13 protein-coding genes are annotated in these 15,776 nt (G+C 72.7%); 7 read left to right on the forward strand and 6 right to left on the reverse strand.

Translation table 11 applies throughout. The features are described from left to right. Positions 1–6: 6 nt before the first annotated feature. Positions 7–1,575: an MFS transporter gene (locus ACERUJ_RS03180; protein ID WP_370246992.1), complete on the reverse strand. Its 1,569-nt coding sequence runs from the start codon at positions 1,573–1,575 to the stop codon at positions 7–9. A 221-nt stretch (positions 1,576–1,796) separates the two neighbouring features. Here ACERUJ_RS03180 and ACERUJ_RS03185 point away from each other — a divergent pair, with 221 nt between their 5' ends. The 4 genes from ACERUJ_RS03185 (at position 1,797) to acs (ending at position 6,739) form a co-directional block, all read left to right on the forward strand. After that, positions 1,797–2,336, forward strand: a complete 540-nt coding sequence (locus ACERUJ_RS03185; RefSeq protein WP_370246993.1) for a VanZ family protein — start codon at positions 1,797–1,799, stop codon at positions 2,334–2,336. A 179-nt stretch (positions 2,337–2,515) separates the two neighbouring features. Further along, a complete protein-coding gene (locus ACERUJ_RS03190; protein ID WP_370246994.1) occupies positions 2,516–2,926 on the forward strand; it encodes a DUF485 domain-containing protein in 411 nt (136 codons plus the stop codon). After that, positions 2,923–4,554 carry a cation acetate symporter gene (locus tag ACERUJ_RS03195; RefSeq protein ID WP_370246995.1) on the forward strand — a complete coding sequence of 544 codons (1,632 nt, stop codon included), beginning with the start codon at positions 2,923–2,925 and terminating at the stop codon, positions 4,552–4,554. Before ACERUJ_RS03190 ends, ACERUJ_RS03195 begins: the two co-directional genes overlap by 4 nt. 208 nt (positions 4,555–4,762) lie before the next feature. After that, a complete protein-coding gene (gene acs / locus ACERUJ_RS03200; protein WP_370246996.1) occupies positions 4,763–6,739 on the forward strand; it encodes an acetate--CoA ligase in 1,977 nt (658 codons plus the stop codon). A 335-nt stretch (positions 6,740–7,074) separates the two neighbouring features. On the opposite strand, the gene ACERUJ_RS03205 is transcribed toward acs, so the two are convergent. Continuing rightward, positions 7,075–8,706, reverse strand: coding sequence for a hypothetical protein (locus tag ACERUJ_RS03205; protein ID WP_370246997.1), 1,632 nt, complete (start codon positions 8,704–8,706; stop codon positions 7,075–7,077). A gap of 108 nt (positions 8,707–8,814) precedes the next feature. On the opposite strand from ACERUJ_RS03205, the gene ACERUJ_RS03210 reads away from it, so the two are divergent. From ACERUJ_RS03210 to ACERUJ_RS03220, 3 genes are all read left to right on the forward strand, one after another. Further along, complete coding sequence (locus tag ACERUJ_RS03210) at positions 8,815–10,347, forward strand: MFS transporter (protein WP_370246998.1); 1,533 nt, start codon at positions 8,815–8,817, stop codon at positions 10,345–10,347. A gap of 143 nt (positions 10,348–10,490) precedes the next feature. Further along, positions 10,491–11,879 (forward strand): Na+/H+ antiporter NhaA, encoded by a 1,389-nt coding sequence (gene nhaA / locus ACERUJ_RS03215; RefSeq protein ID WP_370246999.1) that lies wholly within the window; start codon positions 10,491–10,493, stop codon positions 11,877–11,879. A 49-nt stretch (positions 11,880–11,928) separates the two neighbouring features. Then, complete coding sequence (locus tag ACERUJ_RS03220) at positions 11,929–12,378, forward strand: phage holin family protein (RefSeq protein ID WP_370247000.1); 450 nt, start codon at positions 11,929–11,931, stop codon at positions 12,376–12,378. Between the two features lie 99 nt (positions 12,379–12,477). Here the strand turns inward: ACERUJ_RS03220 and ACERUJ_RS03225 are convergent, their stop codons facing one another. From ACERUJ_RS03225 to nth, 4 genes are read right to left on the reverse strand one after another with little or no spacing between them, the layout of a single operon-like run. Beyond that, entirely contained in the window at positions 12,478–13,677 is a 1,200-nt protein-coding gene (locus ACERUJ_RS03225) for a MarP family serine protease (RefSeq protein WP_370247001.1), read from the reverse strand. Continuing rightward, entirely contained in the window at positions 13,674–14,420 is a 747-nt protein-coding gene (locus ACERUJ_RS03230; RefSeq protein WP_370247002.1) for a CoA pyrophosphatase, read from the reverse strand. Before ACERUJ_RS03230 ends, ACERUJ_RS03225 begins: the two co-directional genes overlap by 4 nt. Then, positions 14,420–15,112 carry a TlpA family protein disulfide reductase gene (locus ACERUJ_RS03235; RefSeq protein WP_370247003.1) on the reverse strand — a complete coding sequence of 231 codons (693 nt, stop codon included), beginning with the start codon at positions 15,110–15,112 and terminating at the stop codon, positions 14,420–14,422. The genes ACERUJ_RS03230 and ACERUJ_RS03235 overlap by 1 nt, the downstream gene beginning before the upstream one ends. Next, positions 15,109–15,765, reverse strand: coding sequence for an endonuclease III (nth, locus tag ACERUJ_RS03240; protein ID WP_370247026.1), 657 nt, complete (start codon positions 15,763–15,765; stop codon positions 15,109–15,111). Before nth ends, ACERUJ_RS03235 begins: the two co-directional genes overlap by 4 nt. Between the last annotated feature and the right edge of the window lie 11 nt (positions 15,766–15,776).

The following is a 15,776-nucleotide window of genomic DNA, read 5'->3' on the forward strand; positions in this document are numbered from 1 at the left end:
GGTTCCTCAGATCCCGGCCGTGGCGAGGCTGTCGGCCGTGGCGTTGCGGCGCAGGTAGACCGCGTAGGTCACCACCGCGCAGGCGACGTAGTAGCCCAGGAAGATCCGGAAGGCGCCGGTGGCCGCCGACAGCGGGTCGTCCACGAACGGGGTGGCGAAGGCCAGCGGGATCAGGAAGCCGCCGAGGGCACCCACCGCGCCGATCACGCCGATCGCCGCGGAGGACTGCGAGTTGGCCTCGATGACGGCGACCTCGCGCTCGACGGTGTCGGCCTCGGTGGCGCGCTCGGCCTGGGTGCGGAAGATCGCGGGGATCATCTTGTAGGTCGAGCCGTTGCCGATACCGGTGCAGGCGAAGATGAACAGGAACACCGCGAGGAACACCGGGAACAGGTCGGCGTTGCTCTCCACCGCGGCCCGCACCGGGGCGGGGAACTCGAAGGCGGCGGGGTCGGCGGCGATCGCGGCCAGCGCGTCCTTGTCCGGCGGCGGGGGCAGGGTCTGGAGGTTGCCGAGCACGACCAGGATGCCGAGCGTGCCGGCGATGATGCCGCCGAACGCCGCCAGGGTGACCTTCGCGCCGCCGAAGCGGTCGGCGAGCCAGCCGCCGAAGGGGCGGGAGATGGAGCCGACGAGGGCGCCGAGGAAGGCGTAGAACACGAAGTTGATGCCGATGCCCTCCACGGCCGGCACGGGCTGGCGCCAGAAGTTGAGCTTGATGAGCAGCGGCATCGCGGCGGAGTAGCCGATGAAGGAGCCGAAGGTGCCGATGTAGAGGAACGACATCACCCAGGTCTGGCGCTCCTTCACGACCTGCAGCTGCTTGCGGGGCTCGGCCACCGCGGTCGAGAGGTTGTCCATGCGCGTGGCGGCGGCGACGATCGCGACGATCGCCAGGGCGGCGTACACGAAGGCCGCGTACTCGAGGTGGATCCCGGCCTCACGGGCCTTGACCAGCCCGAAGATGCCGGCACCGCCGACGATCACGGGCAGCAGCAGCTGGATGAGCGCGACGCCGAGGTTGCCGCCGGCGGCGTTGAGGCCGAGCGCGGCGCCCTTCTTGGCGGCGGGGTAGAAGTAGTTGATGTTGGCCATCGAGGAGGCGAAGTTGCCGCCACCGACACCGGCCGTGGCCGCGATCAGGCAGAACGCCCAGTACGGCGTGCCCGGGTTCGTCACCGCCACCGCGAAGAGCAGGGTGGGCACCAGCAGCAGCGCCGCGGACACGATCGTCCAGTTGCGCCCGCCGAACAGGCCGACGGCGAAGGTGTAGGGCAGGCGCAGCAGCGAGCCCACCAGGTTGGGCAGCGCCACCAGGAGGAACAGCTGCTGCGGGGTGAAGGTGAAGCCCTGGGCCACGAGGAACGCCGAGCTGACGCTCCAGATCAGCCAGACCGAGAAGCCCAGGTGCTCGGCGAAGATCGACCAGACCAGGTTGCGGCGGGCGACGTCCTGGCCGCCGCCCTCCCAGAACGCGGCGTCCTCCGGACGCCAGTCGTCGATCCAACGGGAGCCGCGTCGTGCGCGGCGGGAGGCCACGGGCGTCGCCGAGGCCGGAGGAGTCGTGAGGGTCATGGTGGTAGTCCAGACCCCGGCTGTTTCAGGGCCCGGTCGCCGGCATGAAACATGCCGTCACGGTTCCCTCACGACCTCACGGGCCTCACCACCTCACGAGAACGACGACCCCACGGGCGATCGGGCGCCACGGCCTCCACGCGCTGCCGCGGTACCCGAGGGGGAGGCGGTCGGTACCTGCGCACGAGGCGATGGGCACCCTGGTTGCCTACCGTCGCAGGGTGATCTCCACCTTCCTCGTCGCCCACCCCTGGCTCACCACCGTCGCCCTGGTGGCATGCCTGGTCGGCGGTCCGCTCGTCGCCGTCGCACTGCTGCACCGGCGCCGGGCCGCGCTCCTGCTCGGGGTCGCCGCGGTCGTGCCGGTGGTGGTCCTGACGCTGACGCCGGCGAGCGCCGGGCCCACCGGGATCGCCTGTGCGGCCGAGTGGTCCCTCCCCACGCTGGGCCGGGTCGAACTCGTCGCGAACGTCGTGCTGTTCATCCCACCGACGCTGCTGCTGGCCGCCGCGGTCCGACGTCCGTGGCTGGTCGTGCTGATCGCGAGTGCGGGCTCGGCCCTCGTCGAGACCGCGCAGGCCCTCCTGACCGTCCTGCACCGCGCGTGCTCGACGAACGACTGGGCGACCAACACGCTCGGCGCGCTCGTCGGCGCCACGATCGCCGCCGCGGTGCTGTACGCGACCCGGGGACAGGCGCCGGCGACGCCCTCGGGCGACGCCGCCGAGGCCCGGAGCCCGGCGAGGGCGGACCAGGGCTGAGGCGATCCGTCCCCAGGGCCGGTGCCGCTCGTCCCGCCCATCCGACCGTTCGTCGCAGGCCGCGTCCCATCGGGCGCAGGGGGACACCTGACGGGTGCCGACGTGACCCACGCCACTCCTAGCGTGACCGGCGTCACGTTCCACCCCCACTCCCTCCCAGCGGAAAGGCGGAGCCACCCATGGCACACGACCTCCACAAGACCCCGGAGGCGCCCGCGGGCGCACCCGAGGGCGGGCGGCGGGCGAGCACGCGGAGCGAGGAGCTGTTCGACGAGCTCCACGCCTCCCCTGAGTTCGCCGAGCTGCGCCGTCGCTACCGCGGGTTCGCGATCCCCGCCTCGATCGCGTTCCTCGCCTGGTTCCTGCTCTACGTCGTGATGTCCAACTGGGCCACCGGCTTCATGAGCACCAAGGTGTTCGGCAACGTCAACATCGCCCTGCTCTTCGGGCTGCTGCAGTTCGCGACGACGTTCGCGATCGCCTGGGCCTACGCCCGGTTCAGCAGCGCCCGCCTCGACCCGCTCGCCGGCGAGCTGTACGACCGCTTCGAGGCCGGCCAGCCCGGCACGCAGGACGGGGGTCGGGCATGAACGACCAGGTGCTCACCGCGAGCCTGTTCCTCGCCGTCGTCGGCCTGACCGTCGGCATCACGATCCGCGCCAGCCGCTCCACCAGCGGCACCAGCGACTACTTCGCCGGCGGCCGGTCGTTCTCCGGCTTCCAGAACGGCCTGGCCATCGGCGGCGACTACATGTCGGCGGCCTCGTTCCTCGGCATCTCCGGCGCCATCGCGCTCGCCGGCTACGACGGCTTCCTCTACAGCATCGGCTTCCTCGTGGCCTGGCTCGTGGCGCTGCTGCTGGTGGCGGAGATGCTGCGCAACTCCGGCAAGTTCACGATGGCCGACCAGCTGGCCTACCGGATGAAGCAGCGGCCGGTGCGCACCGCGGCGGCGACGTCGACCGTGGTGGTCTCGATCTTCTACCTGCTCGCCCAGATGGTCGGCGCCGGCTCGCTCGTGGCGCTGCTGCTCGACATCGACACCGACAACACCCTCGCGATCAGCGCGGTCATCGCCGGCGTCGGCGCCCTGATGGTCTTCTACGTGACCGTCGGCGGCATGAAGGGCACCACCTGGGTGCAGATCGTGAAGGCCGTGCTGCTCATGGCCGGCTCGGCGCTCATCGTGGTGCTGGTGCTCGCCAAGTTCGACTTCAACCTCTCCGAGCTGCTCGGGGCGGCGGCGTCGAACTCCGGCAAGGAGGGCTTCCTGGAGCCGGGCCTGAAGTACGGCATCGACACGACCTCGCGCATCGACTTCCTGTCCCTGGGCATCGCGCTGGTGCTCGGCACCGCGGGCCTGCCCCACATCCTGGTGCGCTTCTACACCGTGCCCACCAGCCGCGACGCGCGGAAGTCGGTGCTCTGGGCGATCGGCATCATCGGCGTGTTCTACCTCTTCACCCTGGCCCTGGGCTTCGGTGCCGCCGCGCTGCTCGACACCGGCGCCACCTCCGAGGTGGCGACCAGCAAGGGCAACCTCGCCTCCCCGCTGCTGGCCGAGGAGGTCGGCGGAGGCGCCGGATCGGTGGGCGGCTCGGTGCTGCTCGCGGTGATCTCGGCGGTCGCGTTCGCCACGATCCTGGCGGTGGTCGCGGGCCTGGTGCTCACCTCCTCCACCTCCGTGGCTCACGACATCTACAACTCCGTGATCCGCAAGGGCCAGGCCACCGAGCGCGAGGAGATCCGGATGACGCGGTACGCCGCCGCCGGCATCGGCGTCGTCGCGATCGCCCTGGCGATCCCGGCCCGCCACCTCAACATCGCCTTCCTGGTGGCGCTCGCCTTCGCGGTCGCGGCCTCGGCCAACCTGCCGGCGCTGGTCTACAACCTGTTCTGGCGACGCTTCAACACCCGCGGCGCGCTGTGGAGCATCTACGGCGGCCTGGGCTCCTGCATCGCCCTGGTGATCTTCAGCCCCGTGGTGTCCGGCAAGGGCCTCGACGCCGCCGGCAAGAACCTGTCCCTGCTGCCCACCAGCATCGACATCTCCTGGTTCCCCCTGGAGAACCCCGGCATCGTCTCGATCCCGCTGGGCTTCTTCCTCGGCTGGCTCGGCACCGTCACCAGCAAGGAGCCGACCTCGGCGGAGAAGTACACCGAGCTCGAGGTGCGCGCCCTCACCGGCGCGGGCGCCGAGAAGGCCGTCGCCCACTGAGGTCGCCGAGCTCGCTCAGCGACACCCCCTGACGGGGGACCGGACGCCGGGTCGGCACCTCGCCGGCCCGGCGTCCGGCACGCCTCACCGCTCCGCCACCAGCCCCAACCCGCCGCAACCAGGCGGCAACCCCGCCTGACTACTGTGATGGCGGGCACGTCCCACACCCCCCGAACACCCGCCCCACCCCACGCCCGAGGAGACATTCGTGAGCGACCAGACCCTGTCGAACCTGCTCAAGGAGGACCGTCGGTTCGCCCCGCCGGCCGAGCTCGCCGCGAACGCCAACCTGACCGAGGAGGCCTACGCCCGCGCCGAGGCCGACCGCGAGGGCTTCTGGGCCGAGCAGGCGCAGCGGCTGACCTGGGAGACGCCGTTCACCCAGGTGCTGGACTGGACCAACCCGCCCTTCGCGCAGTGGTTCGTCGGCGGGAAGCTGAACGCCGCCTACAACTGCGTCGACCGCCACGTCGAGGCCGGGCGCGGCGACAAGGTCGCCCTGCACTTCGTGGGCGAGCCCGGCGACACCCGCACGATCACCTACGCCGACCTCCAGGACGAGGTCAGCCAGGCCGCCAACGCCCTCACCGACCTGGGCGTGCAGGCAGGCGACCGGGTCGCGATCTACATGCCGATGATCCCCGAGGCCGTGGTGGCGATGCTCGCCTGCGCCCGCATCGGCGCCCCCCACAGCGTCGTGTTCGGCGGCTTCTCCTCCGACGCCCTCGCCTCCCGGCTGGAGGACTGCCAGGCCAAGGTCGTGGTCACCGCCGACGGCGGGTACCGCCGCGGCGCGCCGTCGGCCCTCAAGCCGGCCGTCGACGAGGCCCGCACCAAGGCCGAGGCGCTGGGCCACACGGTCGAGAAGGTGCTGGTCGTGCGTCGCACCGAGCAGGACGTCGACTGGCACGACGGCGTCGACGTGTGGTGGCACGACGCCGTGGGCGGCGCGAGCACCAGCCACACCCCGCAGGCCTTCGACGCCGAGCACCCGCTCTACGTCATGTACACCTCCGGCACCACCGGCAAGCCCAAGGGCATCCTGCACACCACCGGCGGCTACCTCGTGGGCGCCAGCTACACCCACTGGGCCGTGTTCGACCTCAAGCCCGAGACCGACGTGTACTGGTGCACCGCCGACATCGGCTGGGTGACCGGCCACTCCTACATCGTCTACGGCCCGCTGGCCAACGGCGTCACCCAGGTGCTCTACGAAGGCACCCCCGACGCCCCGGAGCGCGGCCGCTGGTGGCGGATCATCGAGGAGTACAAGGTCTCGCTGTTCTACACCGCGCCCACCGCCATCCGCTCGTTCATGAAGCAGGGCCGCGAGATCCCCGACCAGCGCGACCTCTCCAGCCTGCGCATCCTCGGCTCGGTGGGCGAGCCCATCAACCCCGAGGCCTACGTCTGGTACCGCGAGGTCATCGGCGGCGGCCGCACGCCGGTGGTCGACACCTGGTGGCAGACCGAGACCGGCGCGGTGATGATCTCCCCGCTGCCCGGCGTCACCCACGGCAAGCCCGGCTCGGCGATGATCCCGCTGCCCGGCGTCAGCGCCGACGTCGTGACCGAGGAGGGCGAGTCGGTGCCCAACGGCTCCGGCGGCTACCTCGTGCTCACCGCCCCCTGGCCCTCGATGCTGCGCACCATCTGGGGCGACGACGAGCGGTTCAAGGAGACCTACTGGAGCAAGTACGCCCAGCAGGGCTGGTACTTCGCCGGCGACGGCGCCAAGAAGGACTCCGACGGCGACCTGTGGGTGCTCGGCCGCGTCGACGACGTCATGAACGTCTCGGGCCACCGGCTCTCCACCACCGAGATCGAGTCGGCGCTGGTCTCCCACCCCAAGGTCGCCGAGGCGGCCGTGGTGGGCGCCAAGGACGAGGACACCGGCCAGGCCGTGGTCGCCTTCGTGATCCTGCGCGAGGAGGCCGGCGACGGCGGCGCCGACATCGTGGCCGAGCTGCGCCAGCACGTGCGCAAGGAGATCGGCCCGATCGCGACCCCGCGGCAGGTGATGGTCGTGCCCGAGCTGCCCAAGACCCGCTCGGGCAAGATCATGCGCCGGCTGCTGCGCGACGTCGCCGAGAACCGCCAGGTCGGCGACGTCACCACCCTGGCCGACTCCTCGGTGATGGACCTGATCTCGGCCGGGCTGAGCACCGGGAAGTCCGAGGACTGACCGGCACGTCCTCCCACGACGACGGGGGCGCGGGGCCGACGGCTCCGCGCCCCCGTGTCGTCAGGAACCCGTGTCGTCAGGAGCCCGTGTCGTCAGGGACCGGCGGGAGCGGGGGCGCCGGCGGCACCGGCGGCACCGGCGGTGAGGGGTAGGCCGGCGCGACCGCCGGCACCCACGGGTACGGCGCAGGATCGTCGGGCACGGCAGGACCTCCTGGGGACGTCGGTGCACCGGCCCGGGCGGGCCGACGCACCGACGCTAGGGACGCCGTCGTCGCCGCGGATCGGTCCCGAACAACCCCGAACGCCGAACGCCCCGAGGGGGCTCAGGTGTCCTCAGCGGTCGGGACCCCGGTAGATGTCGATGCCGCCGGTGGTGCCCTGCCAGACGTCGCCGTCGGGGCCGACCTCGGTGGCGGCGTAGAAGGAGTTGCCGGTGGGCAGGGCGGTGGAGCGCACCCACAGCCGCGTGCGGCCGGTGCGCAGGTCGACGCCCTCCAGGCCCCAGACGCCGTTGCGCTGGCCCTGGCCGTAGATCAGGCCGGAGTCGGTGCTCAGGGTCGGGATGGCGTTGGGGATCGAGACCGTGCGGTTCACCCAGCGCACCGCACAGGTGCGGGTGCGGGGGTTCCAGTCGATGCGCTGCATGCCGTAGGGCGCGAAGAGCGGGTTGCCGCCCATCTCGGCCGCCACGAGCGGGCGCAGCTGCGCGGGCACGGCGTCGAGCAGCTCCTCGTTCTTGAGGCTGTTGTTCACGATGATGCTGGAGTAACCGGTGGTGAGCACCGACTGCTCGGAGATCGTGCGGGTGGCCTCGGGGTCGCCGAAGGTCACCGGCACCTGGCAGGCGATCCGGCGGTCCAGGCCGGGGGCGAGCGGACGCCAGTCGGCGGGGATGCGGTCACGCCAGAACAGCACGAGGTTCATCAGCGGGCCGCCGTCGGTGATGACGACGAACCGGTCGCGGTCGGCCTCGGTACCCATGACGTCGGGGGTCGAGCCGGAGCCGTCGCCCAGCCGCACCCCGGACGCCGGCGGGCCGACGTTGTAGTCGGCCGTCCAGCCCAGCCGCAGCCTCCGGCCGTTCCACTGCACCCGGTTCATCGCCTGGGAGGTCACGACGTAGATGCCGCCGCCCTCGTCGGCGGAGATCGAGTTCGACACGATCTCCAGCTGCGCGTCCGGCCGGGCGCAGCGCCCGGCGTTGAGGTTGACGGTCTGCAGGTTCGCGGGCGTGAACCGCGTCAGGTCGCGCGGGACCACGCCCACCACTCCGCGCTCGGTGGCGAAGGCGATGTGGCCGTCGTAGGTCATCGTGATGCCGACCAGCTTGTCGTCGCCGCAGCGGGCGCGCGCGGGCAGCACGAGCTCGCCGAGTCGCTTGATGCCCGAGGTGCGCACGCCGGGGCGGGCGTCGCCGAAGACCTCGATCGACTCGCCGCGGCCGACGAAGAAGTGGCCGTCGCGGTCGAGCAGGTTGTAGGCGCCGGAGATGCCCACCGTGCTCGGGCTCGGCGGCGGGGTGAAGCTGTCGATGACCTCGCCGGTGTCGACGTCGATCTTGTGCACCGCCGACTGCAGCACCACCGAGGCCCAGGCCGCGCGGCGACCGTCGCGGTAGGGCTCGGTGAAGGTCACCGTGATCGGGGTGCTGAACGGGCTGCGGGTCAACGTGGTGCGGTCGCGCACGACGTCGTCGCCGGGGCGGGGCGCGGGGAACGGCGAGGAGCCGCTGGCGTAGGAGTTGCGGTGGCTGGCGCCCCAGCCGGACGTCGCGAGGTGGGGGTTGCACGGGGGCTCGTGCGGGCCGCGCGGGGTGCGGCAGCTCGGCTCGGCCGGGCGCGCGGACGGCGCGGGGGCATCGGGTGCCGGCGCGGCCGGGGCGGGCGCGAGGGGGGCGGCGAGCCCGGCCAGCGCGGCGGCGGTGGCGAGGCCGAGCAGGGGGAGGCGACGTCGTGCGGGGAGCATGCCGGGATACTAGACCGCACGGGTCGACATTGATCCGTTTCGCGAGGATGCGATCCAGCGGGCACGGTTCGGCCCCCACACGGGCCCCGACGGGTCCATACTTCCCGCGTGATCCCCCGCGTCCTCCCCCAGTACCCGAGCACCGCCGTCCGCGTGCGCACGCTCGCCGTCACCGTGCTGGTGACGATCACGCTCTACTACGCCCTCTACGTCAAGGGCTCGGTCGCGCCGCTGATCATCGCCGACTTCGACATGACCCTGACCTTCTACGTCTCGATCTCGATCGCCGGCAGCCTGGTGGGCGCGTTCGCCGCCCTCGCCGCGAGCCGCACCGACCGGGTGGGACGCACCGGCATCGTGCTGGGCGGCACGGCGGTGGTCACGCTGCTGACGCTCGTGGTGATCCCGACGGCGGGCTCGAAGACCGTGTTCCTCATCGCCGACGTCACCCAGGCCGGCGTGCTCGGCGCGATCCTGGTGGCCACCACCGCCCTCGTGCGCGACTTCGCCCCCCAACTGAACCGCGCGACCGGCATGTGCGTGTGGAACCTCGGCCCGATCCTGGGCAGCCTGATGGTGAGCCAGGTGGCCAGCCGCACCCTCGAGGACCACCCCGACTGGCCTTACCAGTACCGCGTCTGCGGGCTGGTCGTGCTCGGGGCGCTGGTGCTGGCCTGGGTCGGGCTGCGCGAGCTGAGCCCCGAGCTGCGCGCCCAGGTGGTGCGCGGCACCGAGTCGCCCGACGACGTCGACGCCGCCGCCGGAGCCGCCGTCCTCACGCCCCTGGCCCCCGGCGCCTGGCGCCTGCTGCTGACCCCGACACTGCTGCTCCCGCTGGTGGGGATCGGGCTGTTCCTCGTCTTCTACTTCACGCGCCTGGCGTACTGGACGATCTTCTTCACCACCTCCTTCCTGCTCACCCCCGCGCCGTTCTCGCTGGCCGACGCCAACGCGCTGAGCAACTGGTGGTGGGGCACCAGCGCGCTGACCCTGCTGCTGATCGGCGTCGTCTCCGACCGGCTGGGGGTGCGCAAGCCGCTGCTGCTGGGCGGGGGGCTGATCTCGATCGTGGCCCTCACCCTGTTCGGCAGCCGCGCCACCGAGGCCACCTCCTACGACGGGTTCATCGCGGTGATCATCCCCGCGGCGTTCGGCGGCGTCATCGCCTCCAGCATGTGGCTGACCGCCTACAGCGAGGCCGTGGAGGCCGTCGAGCCGCGCCTGGTCGCGACCGGCATGGCGATCTACGGCTGGGTCGTGCGGATCTCGGCGGCGCTGAGCCTCAGCGCGGTGCTCGTGCTGGTGCCCGCGGCCAGCACCCTGGTGGACCACGTGGCGGAGGTCGGCCGGATCTACGCCACCTACCCCGCCGCCGACCGCCTCACCGACCCCGACCCGGCGGTGCGGCAGGCCGCCGAGGCCACCATGCCGCCCGAGGACGTCGCCTACCTCGCCGCCCACCGCGAGGACGTGCGCGACGGCCTGCTCGAGGGCCAAGACGAGTGGGGCACCTGGTGGCGGGTCTGCCTCGGTGCCCAGGTGGTGGCGCTGCCGCTGATGCTGCTGCTGCCCGGCGCCTGGCGCCGACGTCGTCAGGCCGAGCCCGAGGCACCGCGCGAGGAGGCGCTCGCCGCCGGCTGAGCCCCTCCCCTCACGGTGGGCGGCGGGTCGCCGTTCTCCGTCGTCACCAGCGAACGGCACCCGATCCGGCCCGGATCACCTGCCAGGTGCTGGTGACGACGGGGAACGAGGACCCCGCACGGCGCGATAGGATCGCAGGGTTCATGGGTGTGCCGGGAAGTCTGGTCGGCGACGACGCCGACGACCCCGCAGGAGCCCCCGTGACCGACCCGTCCCCGCTGCGCCGCCGCCTCTTCGACCGGGGCACCTGGCCGGAGGCCTCGCACGTGGCCCAGGTGCTGCGTGCCGAGACCACCGGCGGTGTGCTGCTGATCGTGGCCGCCGTCGTCGCGCTGGTGTGGGCCAACAGCGGCTGGTCGGACGCCTACGCCGACCTGCGCGACCTCACCGTCGGCCCCTCCGCGCTGCACCTGGACCTGAGCCTCGGCACCTGGGCGGCCGACGGACTGCTGGCGATCTTCTTCTTCGTGGCGGGGCTGGAGCTCAAGCGCGAGTTCGTGGCCGGCGACCTGCGCGACCCGCGGCGCGCCGCCCTGCCGGTGGCCGCGGCGGTGGGCGGCATGACCGTGCCCGCCCTCATCTACCTCCTGGTGAACCTCGGCGGCGACGGCCTCGTGGGCTGGGCGATCCCCACCGCCACCGACATCGCCTTCGCCGTGGCCATCCTGGCCGTCATCAGCACCCACCTGCCGGCGGGGTTGCGGACCTTCCTGCTCACCCTCGCCGTCGTCGACGACCTGCTGGCGATCACCGTGATCGCGGTGTTCTACACCGACACGCTCGCACCGCTGTGGCTGCTGGCCGCGCTCGTGCCGCTCGGCCTGTTCGCCGTGCTGGTGCAGCGTCGGATCTCCAGCGGCTGGCTGCTGGTCCCGTTGGCGGCCCTCACCTGGTTCTGCGTGCACGAGTCCGGGGTGCACGCCACCGTCGCCGGCGTCCTGCTCGGCTTCACCGTGCCGGTGCTGCGCAGCCGTCAGGGGGTGAAGGAGGACCGCGAGCCCGACTCCGGCCTCGGCCTCGCCGAGCACCTCGAGCACCTGGTGCGCCCGCTGTCCGCCGGCGTCGCCGTGCCCGTGTTCGCGTTCTTCGCCGCCGGCGTGACCGTCGGCGGCTGGGACGGCCTCACCGCCGCCCTCGGCGACCGGGTGACGCTGGGCATCATGCTCGGCCTCGTGCTCGGCAAGCCGATCGGCATCCTGCTCGCGACCTGGCTGCTGGCCCGCTTCACCCGCGCCGACCTCGACGACGAGCTGTCCTGGCTCGACGTGCTGGGACTCTCCATGCTCGCCGGCGTCGGGTTCACCGTCTCGCTGCTCATCGGCGAGCTCGCCTTCGGCGTCGGCACCGACGCCGAGGAGCACGTGAAGGTCGGCGTCCTGCTGGGGTCGCTGATCGCCGCCGGGGGCGCCGCGGTCGTGCTGCGGCTGCGCAACCGCACCTACCGACGGCTGTGCGAGCTGGAGCTGGTGGACCTCGACGCCGACGGCATCCCCGACGTGTACCAGGAGGGCGAGCGCCGCCCGAGCGCGTAGTCGGTAAGGTCAGGCCCGTCACACCGCTCCCGACCCCCGAGGACCCACCATGGCGACCGAGCCCACCCCGGACCTCCCCACCGCTGCCAAGGCAGGCACGACGCCCGTCGCGCCCGTGGAGGAGCCCACGATCGGCGCTCTGGTCACCGACGCGATCCGCGACGTCGGCACCCTGGTCCAGAAGGAGATCCAGCTCGCCAAGTCCGAGCTGAAGGTGTCGGTGAAGTTCGGCATGACCGGCGCGCTGTACTTCGCCGTCGCCGGGTTCCTCGCGATCCTCGCGGTGATCATGTTCTCGGTCGCCCTGGCCTACCTCATCCACTGGAACGGCGACGGCCTCGACCTGCACTGGGCCTACCTCATCGTCACCGGCCTCTACCTGCTGCTCACCGGCCTGCTGGTGGCGCTCGGCGTGAAGAAGGTCAAGAAGGTCAAGGCCCCCGAGCGCGCCATCGAGCAGGGCCGCGAGATCCCCAAGGCGCTGCGCGGCCAGCGCTGACGCCTCCCGCTCCCCCTCCGCCCCGGTGCCCTCGGCGCCGGGGCGGACGTCGTCCGGGGCCGGCTCCGCGGCCCGGGGCCCGGGCCGCGGCGGCGACGATCAGCCGGGGCAGCCGCCGGAGCTCACCCGGTCGCTGGCGGAGGCGCCGGCGGCGGCGGCGTCCTGCACCTGCTGCCAGGTGAGGGCGTAGCCGGTCTCGTCGTCGGTGACCGAGGCGGCGAACACCACGCCGGCGACGTGGCCCTGGGTGGTGATGATCGGACCGCCGGAGTTGCCGGGGCGGATGTTGCCGCGCAGCGAGTAGACCTCGCGCACGACCCGGCCCTCGCCGTAGATGTCGGGCGACTGCAGCTGCTGCTCGGCGCGCACGCGGCCCCGCTCGACGTCGTACGGACCGTCCTGGGGGTAGCCGACGATGGCGACGCCGTCGTCGGACTCGGTGACGAACTGCTGCTCCTCCTCGTCGCTGTCGACGAACCGCAGCGGCGGACGGCCCTGGTCGTCGAGGGAGAGCACGGCGATGTCGAGGCCGGGGTTGTAGTAGACGACGGTGGCGGGCACGTCGATGCTGCCGACCTCGACCTCGGGGTCGGAGACGCCGGCCACGACGTGGGCGTTGGTCATCAGCCGGTTCTGGGCGTAGAGGAAGCCGGAGCCCTCCACCCCGCTGCCGCAGCTGTTGGTGCCGCGCACCTTGAGCACGCTCTGCTCGGCGTCGGCGATGTCGGGATCGGCCAGCAGGCGCTGCGCTCCCGGGGCGACCTCGCGGATCTGCTCGGTGGCGAACGGCTCGAGGTAGCGGGGGAAGAAGGAGGTGCCGACGACGCTGTTGAAGCGGTCGAGCACGCTGGTGGCGGCCGTGGGCAGGGCGGAGTTGACGGTGCGCAGCACCGAGGACTCCCGCACCAACGGCGTCAGCCCGCCGATGCGGGTGCCGGACACCGCCACCCCCAGCGCCCAGGCGACCAGCAGCACCGCCAGCGCGCTGAGCGCGGCCCCGCCGACGGCGTCGACGGCCCGCGCGGGCTGCCAGGTGATGCGGTCGCGCAGCCGCGCGCCGGTGTACTGCAGCAGCGCCTGCCCGAGGGAGGCCGCCACGATGACGATGAACAGCGCGCCGAGCGAGACGGTGAGGGAGGGCATGGCGTCGCCGAGCACGAGCGGGGCGAGCCAGATGCCCGCCAGACCACCCAGCAGCAGACCGGCCGTGGCGAACGCACCCGTCACGAATCCCTGCCAGTAGCCCGAGAGGGCGTAGGCGAGGACGAGCACGATCAGCAGCCAGTCGAGCAGGTTCATGGACCCTGGGGCTCCTCGGACTCGTCCGGACCAGTGGGGGAGGGGGGCCGCACCCGGGAGGCGGAACGCGGTTGGCCCGCGAGCATATAGGCAGGCAGCTCGTGTTCGGGCGCATCCGGCGCATCCTCGAGCCAGCCGAGGAAGGTGAACATCCGGCTGATGACCCCGCCGGTGAAGCCCCACAGGATCACGTCGCGGCGATCGCCGATCAGGAACCCCGGGGAGCGGTAGCCGCCCGGCCCCCGCACGGTGATGCGGCGCTCGGGGTCGCGCAGCTCCGCGACCGGCACCCGGTAGATGGCGTGCACCTCGTCCGGCGACTGCACCGAGATCGGGCTCGGTGCGTGCCACCAGCCCAGGACCGGGGTCACCGCGAAGTTGCTCGGCGGCAGCCACAGGTCGGGCAGGCGCCCGAAGACGTGGACGCCGGCCGGGTCCAGGCCGGTCTCCTCCCACGCCTCCCGCAGGGCGGCGTCGACCGGGGTCTCCCCCGGGTCGAGCGACCCGCCCGGGAGGGACACCTGGCCGGGGTGGGAGCGCATGTGGTGGGCCCGCTCGGTGAGCAGGACGTCGGGACCGTCGGGGCCCTCGCCGAAGAGCATCAGCACCGCCGAGCGACGCGGGTCGGCCCCCTCGGGCACCAGGAACCGGGTGAGGTCGTGCACGGTGATGCGCTCGGCGGCCTCGCGCACCGGGTGCAGCCAGTCCGGGAGCACCGGGGCGGGACGCGTCGGTTCGGTCATCAGGAGGGCTCCTTCGCGACGTCGGCGTCCGCGCCGGGTCGCTTGTCGGGCAGGACGCCGGGCAGGTGCTGGGCGACCATGTCCTCGACCTCGGCGAGGGTGTCGAAGCCACCCAGCTGCTGGTGGGCCACCGCGCCGTCGGCGTCGAGGAGGATGAACTGGGGCAGCGCTGGGGGGATGCGGAACTCCGAGATCCCGAACAGCTCGCCGTCGGGGTCGGCCAGGCTCGGGTAGGTGGCGCCGGTGAGCTGGGCCAGCCCGATCGCGGCCTCGGGGTAGGTGTCCTGCATGTCGATGCCCAGCACCGGCACGCGGTCGCCGTAGGTGGTGTGGAACTCCTGCAGCACCGGCATCTCCGAGCGGCACGGACCGCAGTTGGAGGCCCACAGGTTGATGACCAGGGGTCCGCGCAGCCCGGCGAGGTCCACCGACTCCCCGCCGCCCAGGCAGGGCAGGGTCAGCGACGGCAGCCCGCCGCTCGCGGGCTCGGTGGCGGTCCCGGGGGCGCAGGGCTCGATCCCGGCCGCGGCGCGCAGGTCGCGCAGCTCCGGGGTGTCGACGTCGACCGAGGTGCCGCCCGCGGTGCCGGCGCCGTCGCCGCAGGCCGCCAGCGGCAGCACGACGGCGAGCGCCAGCGCCGCGACGACGGCCCGGCGGGAGCGACCGGGACGGCGCGACGACGCCGGGGTCATGCCGGGCCCTGGGTGGTGACGAGCGCGGCGGCGACCTCCGGATCGGTCGGGCCCTCGCCGAACGAGGGGCACAGCCGGGCCAGCGGGCAGGCTCCACAGGCGGGCTTCTTGGCGTGGCAGCGACGGCGACCGTGCCAGATCAGGCGGTGGGACAGCATCGTCCAGTCGGACTTCGGGAACATCGCGGCGATGGCGTGCTCGACCTTCACCGGGTCGGTCTCGGTGGTCCACCCGAAGCGGCGCACGAGCCGTCCGAAGTGGGTGTCGACGGTGATGCCGGGCACGTCGAAGGCGTTGCCGAGCACGACGTTGGCCGTCTTGCGCCCCACCCCGGGCAGGGTGACGAGGTCCTCCAGCCGACCCGGCACCTGGGCGTCGTAGCGCTCCACCAGCGCCGCGCTGAGCTTGAGCAGCGCATCGGTCTTGGCGCGGAAGAACCCCAGCGGCCCCACGATGCGCTCGAGGTCCTCGCGCGGCGCGGCGGCCATCGCGGCGGGGTCGGGGTAGGCCGCGAACAGCGTGGGCCGGACGGCGTTGACCCGCCGGTCGGTGGTCTGGGCGCTCAGCACGGTGACGACGAGCAGCTGGAAGGCGTCGTCGAAGTCGAGCTCGCAGCCGGCCTCGGGGTAGGTCTCGGCCAGCACGCGGTGCATCCGGCGGGCAC

This window comes from Nocardioides sp. (assembly GCF_964228225.1).
Classification (GTDB): domain Bacteria; phylum Actinomycetota; class Actinomycetes; order Propionibacteriales; family Nocardioidaceae; genus Nocardioides.

Excerpts from the sequence above, each read along its gene's own strand:
- ACERUJ_RS03180 (WP_370246992.1), bottom strand. The coding sequence starts at position 1,575 with ATGACCCTCACGACTCCTCCGGCCTCGGCGACGCCCGTGGCCTCCCGC.
- ACERUJ_RS03190 (WP_370246994.1), top strand. The coding sequence starts at position 2,516 with ATGGCACACGACCTCCACAAGACCCCGGAGGCGCCCGCGGGCGCACCC.
- ACERUJ_RS03195 (WP_370246995.1), top strand. The coding sequence starts at position 2,923 with ATGAACGACCAGGTGCTCACCGCGAGCCTGTTCCTCGCCGTCGTCGGC.
- ACERUJ_RS03205 (WP_370246997.1), bottom strand. The coding sequence starts at position 8,706 with ATGCTCCCCGCACGACGTCGCCTCCCCCTGCTCGGCCTCGCCACCGCC.
- nhaA (WP_370246999.1), top strand. The coding sequence starts at position 10,491 with ATGGGTGTGCCGGGAAGTCTGGTCGGCGACGACGCCGACGACCCCGCA.
- ACERUJ_RS03220 (WP_370247000.1), top strand. The coding sequence starts at position 11,929 with ATGGCGACCGAGCCCACCCCGGACCTCCCCACCGCTGCCAAGGCAGGC.
- ACERUJ_RS03225 (WP_370247001.1), bottom strand. The coding sequence starts at position 13,677 with ATGAACCTGCTCGACTGGCTGCTGATCGTGCTCGTCCTCGCCTACGCC.
- ACERUJ_RS03230 (WP_370247002.1), bottom strand. The coding sequence starts at position 14,420 with ATGACCGAACCGACGCGTCCCGCCCCGGTGCTCCCGGACTGGCTGCAC.
- ACERUJ_RS03235 (WP_370247003.1), bottom strand. The coding sequence starts at position 15,112 with ATGACCCCGGCGTCGTCGCGCCGTCCCGGTCGCTCCCGCCGGGCCGTC.
- nth (WP_370247026.1), bottom strand. The coding sequence starts at position 15,765 with ATGCACCGCGTGCTGGCCGAGACCTACCCCGAGGCCGGCTGCGAGCTC.